Genomic DNA, 14,021 nt, shown 5'->3' with positions numbered 1-14,021 from the left:
GTTTCTTAAGATTCAGGTTCTAGTTTCATTATCGCTCCAAAATGCTGTTGAGCCGTAGTAAAACAAATAAAAGCAACTAACTCACTAATCTCTTCTTCCGTAAACGATTGCTTTAACACTTCAATGATCGAGGTGGCAACTTCTCCTCTTTGTTTTACAAACACCTCTGCAAACCCAGCAGCAACGGATGTTTTCTCATCAAATATCGAGGAGTCAGGTTTACCCTTCGCTTTACAATATTCGCAGCCATTACCTTGAGCGAGCGTTCTTCTTACTTGCTCTTTTAACGTTGAAGTTAGGTGACCATCACCTTCTATTACATCTCCTAATGATGACCAAGCCTTCATTACATCAGGGTTATGACCTAACAGTTTTTGAAATGGTGTGGCACCTACGTTAGATTTATTAATAATCGTCATGGTTATCTCCTCTTAGAAAAGCATTCTTTACACATTTTACCACAATAAGAAATCACATTGAGTGAAGAGAAGATATCTAAATTCGAATAACAATCTTTCTAGTAGTCTTTCAATGTTCTTCTCATAACAACAACAACATGCCCTGTGTCATTTCACTGGGCATGTTAAAAGTATTTTATTCGACACCAATCGAGCTAAACCGGGTGGTGCCTGGCACCTGCTGTGCCTGTCACCCAAGAAACACTGCTCCATATACAAGCGATCCTACGATCACAAAGGCAGGGTGAACGTTCATTCGCTCCATCAATACGAAGCTAACTGCGATGAGGAAAATGGTTTGCAGCCATCCCGCTCCTTCGTATGAGCTTGCAAAGAACTGAAACGCCATCACACCTAGCAAGATGGCGATCGTAGGCCTGATAAGTGCTGTCATCAGCTTTACTTTCGGTGAGTCTTTGAACTTATACAGAATGCTCAAGAGTACGATCATTAAGATGAGTGACGGGGCTACGGTCGCAAAGACGCCTATGAATGCCCCAAGGATGCCACCTTGCTGGAACCCGATATAACCAGCCATCTTTGTTGCGATCGGACCTGGTAAGGCATTCGCCATTGCAAGCATCTCACTGAATTCGTTCACATTCATCCAGCCGAACCGCCCAACCACTTCATTCTCAACGAGTGGAATTGACGCTGGTCCTCCGCCGTAGCCAAGAACTCCAGGTATGAAAAAGGCGACGAAAATATCCCAATAGATCATGATTGCCCCCCTCTTACGTCATCTCCCTCGCCCTTTTTCGGTGTAGGCTTTAAGAGAGCGAATAACAGTAAAGCACCGATTACGATTCCAGGATGAACACCAGCCATCTCAATCACTACAAACGACGCAATCGTCATCACGATCGTAACGGTCCATCCTAACTTTCCTTGTGCTTTTCGAAAGAAATCGTACGTTAATACGGCAAGCATCACACCAACAACCGGCACCACCGCCTGCGTCATCCCCTGTACCCAGGCTTCGTCACGGAAACTAGACAGAAACGTTAAGAGCACGATCATGATCGTTATCGTCGGGACGATTGTTGCTAGAACGGCATTCATCATTCCTAGGATTCCTGCGACTCTGTGCCCAATGTACCCAGCCATCTTTGTCGCAATTGGTCCTGGCAGCGAATTTCCGAGCGCGAGGATATCAGCAAACTCATCATCGCTAAGCCATTTATATTTATCTACCACTTCCTTATGCACGAGAGGGATGGAAGATGGTCCTCCTCCATATCCAAGCATACCCACCCTAAAAAAGGCGAGGAAGAGATGCCAATGCTTCATGATGTACCACCTTTCCAATGCTTCTCACTTTAATACGCGGCGATCGACCCATCTGTTCGCGATTCGGTTCCTCCGTATAACGTACCAGATTGGTGGTCGCGCCAGATAATTTGACCTCTTCCAAACGCGCCGTTTTCTAGCTGGACGTCAACCTGATGGCCTTTTCTTCTAAGTGCTTCTGCAAGGTATGACGGAAACGTGGACTCGACCCATACCCTTTTCCCTTCTACCCACTGCCACCTTGGTGCATCGAGTGCCGCTTGAGGGTTCAAGTGAAAATCAATCAAATTCGAAACGACCTGAACATGCCCTTGCGGTTGCATGAAACCACCCATCACTCCAAACGGTCCTACCGCGTTTCCGTCTTTCGTTAGAAATCCTGGAATGATCGTGTGGTAGGTTCGTTTTCTACCGCTTAACGCATTATCGTGCTCTCTATCCATCGAGAAATTATGCCCTCGATTTTGGAGCGCTATCCCTGTTCCTGGTACCACTAGCCCTGAACCGAAGCCCATATAGTTACTTTGAATAAAGGAAACCATGTTTCCTTCTGAATCGGCAGTTGATAAGTAAACCGTCCCTCCTTTTGGAGGCTCGCCCGGTTCTGGCATTATTGCATCATCCTTAATAAGCTTTCGGCGTTCATCACCATACTCCTTAGACAACAACGATTCGACAGATACGGACATGTGATCTCGGTCTGTAATATACTTCTGCCCATCCGCAAACCCAAGCTTGAGCGCCTCAATCTGCTTGTGGTACGTCTCGACTGAATCCTTGTGACCCAATTCGAATCCATTCAACACATTCAGTGCAGATAGTGCGATCAACCCTTGGCCGTTCGGAGGAATTTCCCACACATCGTATCCTTTATAGTTCACAGAAATCGGCTCAACCCATTCAGGTTTATATGAAGCGAGATCTTCCTTAGTGAGATACCCGTTATAATCATTTGAGAAGGCTGCGATTTTATCCGCTAGTTCTCCTTTATAAAAAGAAGCCGCATTCGTTTCACCGATTTCTCGCAGCGTCTCAGCGTGACCTTTCGACCTCCATACTTCTCCAACTTCAGGTGGTCTACCGTCCGGGGCAAACGTTTCAAACCAGTGTTCAAACTCTTTGCCTGTTAACTCTTCACGAAACTGATCGAATGCTAGCTTCCAGAACTTCGCTAATACAGGTGACAATGGAAAGCCTTCTTCAGCATAGTGCACCGCAGGTTCAAGCGTCTCCTTAAGCGAAAGCTTTCCGAATTCACGTGATAATTCTGCCCAAGTTCCGGGAGCTCCTGGGACGGTGACAGGCACCCATCCGAATTTCGGGATTTCATCATAGCCTCTGTTCCTTACTGAATCGATCGAAATAGATTCAGGGGATGGTCCGCTCCCGTTCAGTCCATGCAGCTTCCCTTTCGTCCAAACGAGCGCAAAAGCGTCACCACCAATCCCATTCGATGTTGGTTCAACGACGGTGAGCGTTGCAGCCGTTGCGATCGCGGCATCGATCGCATTGCCTCCTCTTTTCAAAATATCAAGACCAGCTTGCGCCGCAAGTGGTTGTGACGTTGCGACCATGCCTTTGTTCGCAACGGTCGTCATACGCTTCGACGGATAAGGATGATAGAGATAATCGGTTGTCATCTTAAATAAACTCCTTTTGTCTTCAGTACGCACTTCTCTTAATCATTTAACTTTTGTTATGTACATTCATAAATCTATACTTTTTGTTAATCGATTATGTTATTTTAATTAACAAACGGTTATGTACGATTATAGAGTAAATGTTTTGAAAATTGAATCCTTTTATTGAAAAGATTTCCTTTAAAACACTACTAGTTAGGATGTGGAACGATGAAAGATGATTATAAGTGCAAGGTCGATACCATCGATAAACAAATCATTGAATTGTTAGTTAAAGATGGACGAATGTCTTACGCTGACATCGGAAAAGAATTAGACCTCTCCCGCGTCTCAGTCCGGTCACGCGTAAACCAGTTGATGGAATGTGGCGTGATCGAGAAATTTTCATGTGTCGTGAACAGTGAAAAAATGGGGAAAGGTGTCTCTGCTTTTTTCGAAGTAGACTGTGAACCGAGGGCGCTTGTGGACGTAGCTGAAAACCTTGCAAACAACCCATATGTCGCGAGCTGCTATCAGATGACTGGTCCGAGCACACTCCACATGCACGTGCTCGTCGAAGATTTTATTGAACTAGAGTCTTTCGTTAACAATGAATTATACGCACTAGAAGGAATTACGAGAGTAGAATCTCACATCCTGTTAAGAAGGTTTAAAAGTAGGAGCGGGTTGAAGTTATAGGGGAAGTACTAACTTAGACGGTAACAACGCCTCTCTTCTTTTCATTTATTCTTTTTCTACAGATTTCTATGTAAACATGCGTCATGGTGTAAGACAGGTTCTTGTTATTCAAGAGGATATGCGGCGATTTCCAAACAGCACGATACAGCTCTGTGATGGTAGCTTCTATCATAACCTCATCAAAACCGTTGTTTATACCGATTCTATACAGGTGTGTGCAATAGGTATCATAGAGGAGCGTTAAAGCGTCCCTTTCTTTGTTCATGATGCCAGCGATCAAATCTTGATCAGTCCTCATTGTATTCTCCTCCTAAGTACCTAATACTTAGGAAATTCCCCAATTCGGAAAACTCAAACTAAAGAATCTTGAATTCAGAACATTCATTTCAAAAAAACCGGGTTTAACAGAAACCAGATCGTTTATGAACATAACAAAAAGAGAGTGCTGATTAGCACTCCCCTCCTGTATGAACCCTCTTTTCCTTCTAAGGTCCAGTTGATCAGACTTACTGATTAGTAGCCGTATCCGCCACCATATCCGCAGCCTTTTCCATATGCAGGAGCTACATTATTACATCCTCCGTATGCACCGCCAAGTGCTGCTGCACCTACGATGATTAGAAGGATAAACAACACAACGATTAAAGCAAAGCCTTTTCCACCGCCGTGTCGTGCTCCTTGAACATCACAATTTTCACTCATCTACTTGTTCCCCCCTTTTCATTTCTTTACAGCGTATGAAATGGGTGTTGGGATTGTTCGGGCACTACGCACTCAGAGGAATATTTTTATTTTTATAAATGAAAATCGGCTACTCGTCCATGCGAAACATCGAATTCATACATAAGCTAGTACGAACACTATGAATCATAGAAGGGGTGAAATCATGTCTTATCACGATCAATTCAGTAATAACGTTGGAAGATGCGTAGAGATACGCTGTCATGATGGAAAAGTTCATCGTGGCTACGTTGATCATTGCGACAACAACCACGTCTATCTTCGTCCAATGGACGGCGGACAAAGCGGCCCAGGATACGGAAGCTACTTTTTCTTTGGTGCGGCGCTTATCGCAGTAGCGTTCGCATCGATCGCTGCTTTTAGCTACGGTCCATTTTTTTGGTAAGTCTAGTTTAGGGCTTCACACTCATAGAGTACTCTCACCTCCCGGATCCCAACATCCGAGAGGTTTATTTATGTGCATCCACTAATAGAACTAGTTTTATGCTTGTCTTCACATCTTTTAAACTTCTACATAATCTATTAGTAAGAGAGGTCATCCAACATCCTCTCATATCGAATACCAGGAGGGATAGGTATGTCTGGATACAATAACAACTTCGCGTTGATCGTCGTATTGTTTGTACTGTTGATCATCGTTGGCGTTTCATGTGTAAAATGGTAAAACCCATATAATCAAGGCACCTTAAGCGTTTAAGGTGCCTCCTATCTTATAGGAAGAGGGATCTACATAGCCTAGCGAGAAGATCGGTTTCGCGGAAATCACTCCTAACCCCCAATCACTGGTCTTTCCCACTCACTACAATCGCTGAAATTTCTTCGTCGTCGATCGAAAAACTAGCATTGTTCGTGATGATTTCAGCAAGCTGCATTCGGTACAGCACAGGACCAGAGAATTCATCACAGTCGCAAACGTTAAAATCGATCGGTTCAATCGTTTTCATGTTCTGGACATCTGTGGGAATAATTTCAGCGCCTTTGAAATTCCATTCTTCAAGAATGACTGTCTTCTTCGTTCTTTTCGATGTTTTGGCGAGTTGAAACACAAGGCTTATGATAGGTTCCACGCTTTCTGTCACAAACGTGATGTTCAACGAATAGTTGAAAAGAACGCATGGAGAAAAAACAGTACGTGGATTAATCGAGACTTTGCCAAGTGTTATCGGAGGATTCTTTCTCGATAACTCATCAGGAAGCTTCCTCCTTAGGATCTCACCGCACGATAATGTTGGAAACGGAGAGCCTTTCATATCCTTCTATCCTCCCTTTTGACCGGGGCAGGAAATACGAGCGCCGTCATACTTTTTTGAGTTATGTCATAGGAAGAGGAATCTGATACGTTTACTTTTACAAGAAAAAGCGTATATGTGCATGTTCGCCTTGGTGGTGGATTCTCATCACAGAAGTTATAAACAAGCGGCTCTTTTGTCGTTGTTGGAGATAGTAGCTGTCTTTGAAAAGGGTACTCCCTTAACGTTACTTTCATCGATGAGCACTCTCTCACTAACCGAAAAGCAAGGTTGTTGAATGAGCCTCCCTCTTTTAATACCGATGTGATAAAGCAAGAATAGTTGATAAGGACATTGGTGGGTAATGTTCCTTTCACTTTTACTGTTACGCTCGTTAAAGGAATGGGTCGGTCCTTAGGACGCAGTTTCAAAGGCAATACCGGGTTAAACACAGCACCGCATTTCAAGAAAGGATCCACGTGTGGGCTACCTTCTGACGATGTGATCGTTTGAACAGGTTTATATGTTTTGACGCGTGACGGACGCTTGTTCACCATTGTCTTCCCTCCTATTAGTGCTCAGATTCTCCCGTTATCGCAGTAGCAGTAAACACCTGATTCCGAAGACCGAATTGTTGAACCCCATTCGTTTCAATTTCAACGATTTGAAGTTCATACGTGAGCTTGCCTCTGAACCCTTTCTTCAAGCAATCACACACGTTAAGAACCGTCGGTTGAATCGTATTCAAATCTCCAAACCCGACTCTCGCAGTAGAATCATATAAGAACTCCCACTCTTGTAAAATCTGTGCATCATCAGCGGTTCGAACGAGTCTATAACAAATGCGAAGTTTCGGATTTAATCCAAGCAACGTAACTGAATGAACTCTGAGTACTTCGTCAGCACACATGGGTCTTGAATCGATCTCGTATCGACCGTAACTTTTCCAAGGATGATAGGTGGCTCACTTCGATCATGTTGGTCAGGCAAATCAGGAGCGAACGTTATTCCGCATGTTAACAAAGGTAGTCCACGTTTCAAACCTATCCCACCCTTCATCGAAACTCTATTATTATCAGCCTATGCGGATAGACATTGCATTTACGACTGAATGATGGAAAGAAGTTTAACAAAATGAAAAAAGAGCTTCCCAAAGTGATGGGGTAAGCTCTAATCCATATGCTTCATTCGATTATTTCTTACAACAAAAACGATCGCAATGATCTGACAGACAACTGCTAAAAGCCAGCCGATCGCTGATGAATATGGAACATACTCATTCATCGCCATACCTCCTGCAATGAATGCAGGGGCAAGCATTAAGAAGAAAATGGTATAGTTACGATCCTTACCTATCGTCATCGATCTGATCCTCCCCATTCATTTAGCTAGCCGTTTCACTAATTTACTTTGAATCTCTTATTCTCCAAAAAATCTATCGTATGTTCGATCACCCTCTCAGGCTGTTCCAAAACTGTCCAATGCCCACTTTCCTTCACTTCTACAAGCACAGCATTACATAAATGGGGCATCATGTGAGTACGAATCGATTCAGGTGACAATACATCGGCACATCCTTGCGCAATTAACATCGGCACGTCTTCAATCGCATGTAGCAAAGGAAATAAATCGTAACTTCGTTCAAGTTCAGACCCGATTTGCTGCATCGCTACCTTATTGTACTGAAACTCTTTCTTCTTTCTCAATGATTGTACAGAGTGAACATAATAAGGATCGAGAAGGTTTGTTACCTTCCTTGTTGTATCATTCCCTATCATTGCTAAGAGAGAATACCAACCGAGCGTCATCTTTTTATAGACTCCTAGCCTTTTTAAAAGTGTATCCTTGAACCGCTTATAGTCCTCGGCTGTTAATCCGATCGCTGCCGTGAGAATCAACTTGTTGATGGCGGAAGGATAGGAAGCACTATAATACAAAGCGAGGATACTTCCCCACGACTCGCCAAACAGATGAATTTTATCAAGTCCTAACGCTTTTCGTAATCCTTCTAAATTCCGAACTTCATCTTGTATTGAATATGACTCAATGCCTTTACTTGGAGAGCTCCCACATCCGCTTTGATCGTAAAATACTAGCTGATAATAATCGGCTAATGGTGTCATATTAGGCAAAAAGTATTCATGACACCCGCCTGGTCCGCCGTGGAGAAAGATGATCGGGTCACCCTCTCCAATGATGTAAACATACAATGACCTTCCATTGACCTCAATCCATTTCCCTTCTGCCGCCTCAACACTCATAACGCATCTTCAAAAACTCAAACGTACTGCCATTCGTGTCCTGCATATACGTTTCAACATCTTGAAAACCAACCTTACGATACAATGCGATCGCTCGCTGATTGAAGGTTGCAACAGCTAATGTGATCTCTTCAGGTCGATAGGTGGCCCGGACATGTGCCATACAAGCCTGAACAAATTCTTTTCCATAGCCGTTTCCAGTAAGGTCTGGCCTCATTCCTAAGCCGATATCGATCGTGTCAGGAGAAATCTCGTTCGCACTGAAGAATCCGATCAATTCATCGTTGTTCGTCACAGCAAACGTTGATTCACCACGCGTTTTCGGATCTAGGAACTCTTCAAGATCTTCTTCATCAGCTTCCATATCATAAAAAGAATAGTCACCATCATAATGCCAGCTGAGGGCGATATGTTCAGCTTGCTCTTGTGTCATTACGTTAAATGCATAACCCATTCATAATCCCCCTTAAGAATAAGTAGGCGCTAAAGAATCCAGCTACCCAATACTTGAAGGAGTCCGAATACTACCGCTATTACTCCTACAATAAAAACCCCCGTAAAAAATGACTTTACCATACCAAAAACAACAGAAGATGGACGGTCATCACTTTCATCTTCCATCGCTTTTAACCTTCTATTGATGCTTTTCAATTCTTCTAAAATTTGTTCCTCGGTAGTCTTTTCGATCGTTGTCACTCCTAGCATTCGAACTTCTTCCACCTCAATTATTCCAAACTATTCCAATGACCGCAATACAAACAGCTAAACTTGTAGAGAGGTGAAGCGAAACCTTTATCATTATGAACCGTATATTCCTACTAATATAGAAAACGTGAGGAGGACAACACGTGTTTAAATCGAGAATTACCACGTTAACACTAGATGTAATTGGTACACTCTTACTCTATATCTTTGTCATGAGTAGAATCGATCGATCTTCAGATGCCCTTTCGATCGGATTAATCATTCTAGCTACATCAGTCGTAGTGTTTAAACTCGTTTATTATGTGAAGATGATGAGGAAGATTCGTAGTGGAGAAGAGGAACGTTTTCATAAGTAGGCTCTCTTTACATACAAAAACCCGAATAGTAGCGTCCTACTATTCGGGTTCTTATCTATTTATATGGTTGCTATTGCTACTAGTTTCATACGAAGCGATCGCTTCATCTTCTTGATAAATATAAAAAAGCATCGAACAGGATAGTAAAACATGATAGAGGTCTATCATCGTTCCATATCGATTCATCATGACCGCACTTATCATCACTAGTCCAACACATACGTGTTTCCTGATGATCTTCCCTCCCCCATTTCAAATAAAAGGAATGCGCCGAATCTTCTCAATCCGGCGCACCCTACGTTTCATCCGATGGACGCTTACCAAAGAAACGTCATCCTATTCTTTCTGATCTTTCTCCAATTCTTCTTCATAAGCTGAAGCTACTTCACTCTCATACTGATGTTGTTCTGAATGATCCTTCTCATCAGTATCTTCAACCTTATCCGTTACGGACTCCTCTTCATCAGCTTTCTTACCGTCTGAAGAGAAATTGTTATAGTTCCCTCTCGATACGAAGCTTTCAAGCATCGCTTTCAAGTCCATACCCGTTGATTCTTTCAAGCTTGCTTGAAGCCCTGTCATTGTTTTCGTCACGTTATCCGTGATTTTGGCAGAGCCGTTGCTGCTTCCGCCTCCCATATCGATTACCTTCATGTCTGAAATCTGGGATAGTGGCTGAGAAACTTCATGAGCATACTTCGGTAACATGTCCACAACCATTTCGATAACAGCTGCTTCACCATATTTCTCCATAGCCTGTGCCATAAGTTCTTTCGCTTCTGCTTCCGCTTTACCACGTTCACGAATAACTTCCGCTTCCGCGAGTCCTTTTTGCTTCTCGATTTCGGCTTTTGTCTCACCATCGATCCGATCTTTCTCTGCTTCCGCTTCAGCACGAGAACGGATGTCGTATGCGTCCGCATCTGCAAGAGCTTTTCTACGTTTCTGTTCTTCGAGCTCAAGTTCAACCTGACGCTGACGTTCGATGTATTGAACCTGCATTTCTTCTTCTTTTACCTTCTGATTTAGCGTTGCTTGTTCGAGGTTGTAAGACTGTTCAGAACGCGCGCGTCCACGCTCAACTTCCGCTTTGTATTCCGCTTCTTTCACATCTTTATCTTTCTGAGATTGCGAAATATCGATCTGGCGTCTGATCTCGTCTTCTTCTGCTTCCTGATCTGTTTTCGCTTTGTGCATACGGGTTTCACGTCTTGCATTCGCCTCAGCGATATCAGCATCTTTTCGAGCTTCAGCGATTCTTGGACGTCCAAGCGCCTCAAGATAACCGTTCTCTTCGTCATCATCTTTTAGTTCTTTTAGTGCAAACGACGTGATTTCAAAACCTAGATTCTTCAGATCTTCTTCAGCAATGTTTTTTACTTTCTTGTTCACGGAATTGAAATCTTTGTAGATTTCATCGACTGTAAGGGATGAAATAATCGCACGAAGGTGACCTTCAAGGACTTCCTTCAACTCACGCTCTTTCTCCTTCTGTTCCTTACCGAGAAATTTCTCCGCGTAGTTCGCAACGATCTCGAGCTTACTACCGATACTGATTTCCGCAACACTTGTCGCTTTGATCGGTACACCTTCAGATGTGTAAGCTTTTGGAGATGCAATCTCTAGTTGGAACGAAGTAAGGTCGATCGGCGTACTCGTTTGGAACATCTTAAGGCGAATACCCCCACCACGAACGATCTTCATACTTCTACCGTTGTCATCTACAAATATTCGATTATCCTGCTCTGCATCCCCAAGTTTCGGCCCCGTGATAATTAGCGCTTGATTGGAGCTTGCCGTCTTGTACCGCTTTTTGAAAATAAAAAAGCCAATTCCACCAGCGATCAATAAGAAAAATAGTATGATCGCTGCAATGATTAGTCCGATAAATTCCATCATGTCCCGTTCATCATCCTTTCTTGGTTTGCAATCTATGTAATTGCTCTACCTTTTCTACGAACGAGAACAAGAAATGTTTCAGGATTTACCGAATTACCCAGAAAAAAGGAAAAGGGGTCAATCATTCAATCCCTTTCCGTCCATTATGTGTGGCACGTATTTCTCAATTCTGGATACGCGTGTTTTCGATTGTTTCGCTTTAGAAAAATAAAGCCCATACGCTCGTTTTCGTCCAGGAGTCAGTTGTTCAAAGGCCGCTTTCAATGCTGGATCTTCATCGAATTTATCCTGAAGTTCTTCAGGAATCTCAATATCCTTCTTCATTTCAACTTCCAAACCAGCTTTTTCAACTTCGATCGCTTCACGAATATAGTCCTTCAAAATGGGTTCCATTTCATCGATTTCCTGCGCATTCGTAAAACGAATCTGACGGGCAGCTTGTACATTCTCCGTTTGCTGAACGAGGATTCCGTTCGGATCCTTCATCAGCGCACCCTTATGAAAAAGAAGCGCGCAATACTCATTAAAGCCATGAATCAACACGACATTTTTATCGTTATACATGTAACACGGATGCTTCCATTTCATATCTTCAGTCAGTTCACAGTCCAGAACGATTTCTCTTAACTTCTCAAATTCCTTTTTCCACCGCTTCGTTTTTTTAAGGAAGCCATCGACTTTACGATTTCGTTTACTCGTTGTCACTCCAAACACTCCCTTCTTATTTTCAATTCACATCGTTCTTTTTTATATTCCTCATGTCATCTCTTCGGTCTCACTAGTACTATTAATCATCACTTCATCTTCTCCTTCTATAAAAACACTATTCTTAGAAAAAATTAGCTTCGGCACATCCAAATGTTTCTCCACTAACTAAAAAAGGGATTTTAGGAAATAACTTATTAATATGAAGCCAATGTTCAGGAGGTGTACGTATGGAAACGCTCGATTACTGGTTTTATCTCTTGCTATCCATTCTAAAATTATTTCTATTCAGTCTCTATACAAGCACAGCGTTTCAAGTAGACTTCGTCCTCGTGAACCTCGCTGGTATGGTCATCCTCTCCGGATGGACGCTATTACTAAAAGCTAAGAAAAGACGCTGGATCCTCGGTATCCTTCTCTTTTTACATAGTACGCTTATCCTATCCGACCTATGGTACTACCGGTATTTCGATGATCTCTTATCCGTTGCGCTGATTTCACAGATGCTTCAAATGAGTGACGTTGGCGGAGCCTTCATGGAGCTAATCATGGTGAAAGACTTTTTCATTTTCGGTGACCTGATCTTATTTGGCCTACTTCTATTTTTTTTACGAAATAGAACGAAGACACTTGAGAAGAAGAGAAAGCGACTGATCACCGGAATCGCGTATTCAACAGCGATTATCATCATGGCCATACCGCTCGTTACGAGTTACGTTGATAAAGAAAAGTGGCTTATGGATGAATCGATCTCAAACATGCGCGAGTATTACCAGCTAGGTTTCTGGGGATATCATGGGCTCGATGTGGTCACTGAACTAAAGCGACAAGTAGACGACAAACCGAATGTGTCGAATGAGGTTGAATCGCAGATCAAGAAATCATTGAACAAAAAAACAGACCCGGAATCGGTAACAAAGAAGCCGAATATTATCCTCGTGCAGCTCGAATCGTTTCAAGACTCTGTGATCGATCAGATCGTGAACGACCAGGTCTTAACGCCAAATCTTAACGAGTTAAAGAAAGAATCGCTCTACTTTCCATCGTTCTATCACCAAACCCATGAAGGACGAACATCAGATTCCGAATTCACGACGACAACATCGCTTTATCCGTTGAAATCAGGTTCTGTCTATACGCGCTTTCCTACGAACGAATACAAAGCGCTACCTGACCTGTTAAAAAAATATGGGTATGAAACAGCAGCGATGCATGCTTTTAAAGAAGGGTTCTGGAATCGCGATGATGTGTACGCCAACGTCGGTTTCGATCATTTTTATAGCGAAAGCGATTATCCTGATGGAGAAAAGGTAGGCATGGCTTTGAACGACCAGCGCTTCTTCACCTCTTCAATTGAAAAGATGGAAGAACTGAAAGAGCCATACTTTGCCTTTATGGTCGCACTCTCAAGTCATACGCCTTATGACATCCCGAAGGACAAGCGAGACTTAAACCTTGAAGGATATGATGATGTTCAATTGAAGAAGTATTACCAAACGGTTCACTTCGTCGATAAAGCAGTCGGAGTGATGATCGATGAACTAAAGAAGAAAAACATGTGGAACGATTCACTCGTGATCTTCTACGGTGATCACGACAGCGGGCTCACAAAGCCCGGGGATGAGATGGCAGAAGAAGCAGATGTGAAAACGACCGTCGATGTATTCGAACTCGACCGCCAAGTTCCACTGTTTATCAAAACACCTAATTCTGATGGCGGAAAAGTAATGGAAGGGAACGGCGGGCAGATCGATATTGCTCCAACGATTCTTGATCTGCTTGAAATCGAGCCCACGTTCATGTTGGGGAACTCGTTACTTGACGATAAAGAAAACCTGACCGTTTTCCGTGATGGCTCGTTCCGTTACAAAGACTTGTATTACAAAGCAAACTTAACAGAGGCTTCTGGAGAAGGAACGTGTTATTCTGTGTCGTCAGAGAAAAAGATTTCGCATAATAAGTGTAAGAAGCTAATCGAAAAGTCCGCAGAGCAACTTCGTCTCTCTGACGCGATCATTGAGAATAATGCTCTAGAAGAATGAATAAACGAAAACCGCTA

At 43.0% G+C, this 14,021-nt stretch carries 22 protein-coding genes; 5 read left to right on the top strand and 17 right to left on the bottom strand.

Features of this window, described 5'->3' with window-relative positions; all coding sequences use genetic code 11:
- Window positions 1-5: 5 nt before the first annotated feature.
- The 4 genes from LCM09_RS09175 to LCM09_RS09160 form a co-directional block, all read right to left on the bottom strand.
- Window positions 6-419 (bottom strand): carboxymuconolactone decarboxylase family protein, encoded by a 414-nt coding sequence (locus tag LCM09_RS09175; RefSeq protein WP_224880845.1) that lies wholly within the window; start codon window positions 417-419, stop codon window positions 6-8.
- A gap of 229 nt (window positions 420-648) precedes the next feature.
- A complete protein-coding gene (locus LCM09_RS09170; RefSeq protein WP_224880843.1) occupies window positions 649-1,179 on the bottom strand; it encodes a chromate transporter in 531 nt (176 codons plus the stop codon).
- Complete coding sequence (locus LCM09_RS09165) at window positions 1,176-1,748, bottom strand: chromate transporter (RefSeq protein ID WP_224880841.1); 573 nt, start codon at window positions 1,746-1,748, stop codon at window positions 1,176-1,178. The genes LCM09_RS09170 and LCM09_RS09165 overlap by 4 nt, the downstream gene beginning before the upstream one ends.
- Before the next feature lie 29 nt (window positions 1,749-1,777).
- Window positions 1,778-3,388: a gamma-glutamyltransferase family protein gene (locus LCM09_RS09160; RefSeq protein WP_224880839.1), complete on the bottom strand. Its 1,611-nt coding sequence runs from the start codon at window positions 3,386-3,388 to the stop codon at window positions 1,778-1,780.
- 210 nt (window positions 3,389-3,598) lie between these two features.
- On the opposite strand from LCM09_RS09160, the gene LCM09_RS09155 reads away from it, so the two are divergent.
- The gene (locus LCM09_RS09155; protein WP_224880837.1) at window positions 3,599-4,066 is read left to right on the top strand and encodes an Lrp/AsnC family transcriptional regulator; all 468 of its coding nucleotides are present in this window, start codon (window positions 3,599-3,601) and stop codon (window positions 4,064-4,066) included.
- Between the two features lie 13 nt (window positions 4,067-4,079).
- Here the strand turns inward: LCM09_RS09155 and LCM09_RS09150 are convergent, their stop codons facing one another.
- Both LCM09_RS09150 and LCM09_RS20905 read right to left on the bottom strand, forming a co-directional pair.
- On the bottom strand, window positions 4,080-4,364 hold the full coding sequence (locus LCM09_RS09150) for an RNA polymerase sigma factor (protein WP_224880835.1): 285 nt from the start codon (window positions 4,362-4,364) through the stop codon (window positions 4,080-4,082).
- Window positions 4,365-4,579: 215 nt separating this feature from the next.
- Entirely contained in the window at window positions 4,580-4,768 is a 189-nt protein-coding gene (locus LCM09_RS20905; RefSeq protein WP_318246504.1) for a YjcZ family sporulation protein, read from the bottom strand.
- 160 nt (window positions 4,769-4,928) lie between these two features.
- Here LCM09_RS20905 and LCM09_RS09140 point away from each other — a divergent pair, with 160 nt between their 5' ends.
- Together LCM09_RS09140 and yjcZ are read left to right on the top strand one after the other, a co-directional pair.
- A complete protein-coding gene (locus LCM09_RS09140; RefSeq protein ID WP_224880833.1) occupies window positions 4,929-5,192 on the top strand; it encodes a hypothetical protein in 264 nt (87 codons plus the stop codon).
- 222 nt (window positions 5,193-5,414) lie between these two features.
- A complete protein-coding gene (gene yjcZ / locus LCM09_RS09135) occupies window positions 5,415-5,471 on the top strand; it encodes a sporulation protein YjcZ (protein ID WP_318246520.1) in 57 nt (18 codons plus the stop codon).
- Between the two features lie 115 nt (window positions 5,472-5,586).
- Here yjcZ and LCM09_RS09130 read toward each other — a convergent pair whose 3' ends face one another.
- The 8 genes from LCM09_RS09130 to LCM09_RS09095 form a co-directional block, all read right to left on the bottom strand.
- Window positions 5,587-6,057 (bottom strand): DUF4489 domain-containing protein, encoded by a 471-nt coding sequence (locus LCM09_RS09130; RefSeq protein ID WP_224880832.1) that lies wholly within the window; start codon window positions 6,055-6,057, stop codon window positions 5,587-5,589.
- Window positions 6,054-6,593, bottom strand: coding sequence for a DUF4489 domain-containing protein (locus tag LCM09_RS09125; protein WP_224880830.1), 540 nt, complete (start codon window positions 6,591-6,593; stop codon window positions 6,054-6,056). Before LCM09_RS09125 ends, LCM09_RS09130 begins: the two co-directional genes overlap by 4 nt.
- Before the next feature lie 14 nt (window positions 6,594-6,607).
- Complete coding sequence (locus LCM09_RS09120) at window positions 6,608-6,907, bottom strand: hypothetical protein (RefSeq protein ID WP_224880828.1); 300 nt, start codon at window positions 6,905-6,907, stop codon at window positions 6,608-6,610.
- Window positions 6,895-7,077, bottom strand: coding sequence for a hypothetical protein (locus LCM09_RS09115; protein WP_224880826.1), 183 nt, complete (start codon window positions 7,075-7,077; stop codon window positions 6,895-6,897). Before LCM09_RS09115 ends, LCM09_RS09120 begins: the two co-directional genes overlap by 13 nt.
- Window positions 7,078-7,206: 129 nt before the next feature.
- Window positions 7,207-7,398 (bottom strand): hypothetical protein, encoded by a 192-nt coding sequence (locus LCM09_RS09110; protein ID WP_224880824.1) that lies wholly within the window; start codon window positions 7,396-7,398, stop codon window positions 7,207-7,209.
- Window positions 7,399-7,436: 38 nt separating this feature from the next.
- Window positions 7,437-8,297 carry an alpha/beta fold hydrolase gene (locus tag LCM09_RS09105; protein ID WP_224880822.1) on the bottom strand — a complete coding sequence of 287 codons (861 nt, stop codon included), beginning with the start codon at window positions 8,295-8,297 and terminating at the stop codon, window positions 7,437-7,439.
- Window positions 8,287-8,751 carry a GNAT family N-acetyltransferase gene (locus LCM09_RS09100; RefSeq protein ID WP_224880820.1) on the bottom strand — a complete coding sequence of 155 codons (465 nt, stop codon included), beginning with the start codon at window positions 8,749-8,751 and terminating at the stop codon, window positions 8,287-8,289. Before LCM09_RS09100 ends, LCM09_RS09105 begins: the two co-directional genes overlap by 11 nt.
- Before the next feature lie 29 nt (window positions 8,752-8,780).
- Window positions 8,781-9,002, bottom strand: a complete 222-nt coding sequence (locus tag LCM09_RS09095; RefSeq protein ID WP_224880819.1) for a hypothetical protein — start codon at window positions 9,000-9,002, stop codon at window positions 8,781-8,783.
- Window positions 9,003-9,145: 143 nt separating this feature from the next.
- On the opposite strand from LCM09_RS09095, the gene LCM09_RS09090 reads away from it, so the two are divergent.
- Window positions 9,146-9,358: a hypothetical protein gene (locus tag LCM09_RS09090; RefSeq protein WP_224880817.1), complete on the top strand. Its 213-nt coding sequence runs from the start codon at window positions 9,146-9,148 to the stop codon at window positions 9,356-9,358.
- 51 nt (window positions 9,359-9,409) lie between these two features.
- Here the strand turns inward: LCM09_RS09090 and LCM09_RS09085 are convergent, their stop codons facing one another.
- The 3 genes from LCM09_RS09085 to LCM09_RS09075 form a co-directional block, all read right to left on the bottom strand.
- Entirely contained in the window at window positions 9,410-9,562 is a 153-nt protein-coding gene (locus LCM09_RS09085) for a hypothetical protein (protein ID WP_224880815.1), read from the bottom strand.
- Window positions 9,563-9,694: 132 nt separating this feature from the next.
- Entirely contained in the window at window positions 9,695-11,257 is a 1,563-nt protein-coding gene (locus LCM09_RS09080; protein ID WP_224880814.1) for a flotillin family protein, read from the bottom strand.
- 117 nt (window positions 11,258-11,374) lie between these two features.
- Complete coding sequence (locus LCM09_RS09075; RefSeq protein ID WP_224880812.1) at window positions 11,375-11,962, bottom strand: YdeI/OmpD-associated family protein; 588 nt, start codon at window positions 11,960-11,962, stop codon at window positions 11,375-11,377.
- A 230-nt stretch (window positions 11,963-12,192) separates the two neighbouring features.
- Between LCM09_RS09075 and LCM09_RS09070 the strand changes: the two genes are divergently transcribed.
- Entirely contained in the window at window positions 12,193-14,004 is a 1,812-nt protein-coding gene (locus tag LCM09_RS09070) for an LTA synthase family protein (protein ID WP_224880810.1), read from the top strand.
- The last annotated feature ends 17 nt before the right edge of the window (window positions 14,005-14,021 follow it).

It is taken from the genome of Guptibacillus algicola, assembly GCF_020171805.1.
GTDB lineage: Bacteria > Bacillota > Bacilli > Bacillales > Guptibacillaceae > Guptibacillus > Guptibacillus algicola.
This window is presented reverse-complemented; position numbering and strand designations above follow the sequence as displayed.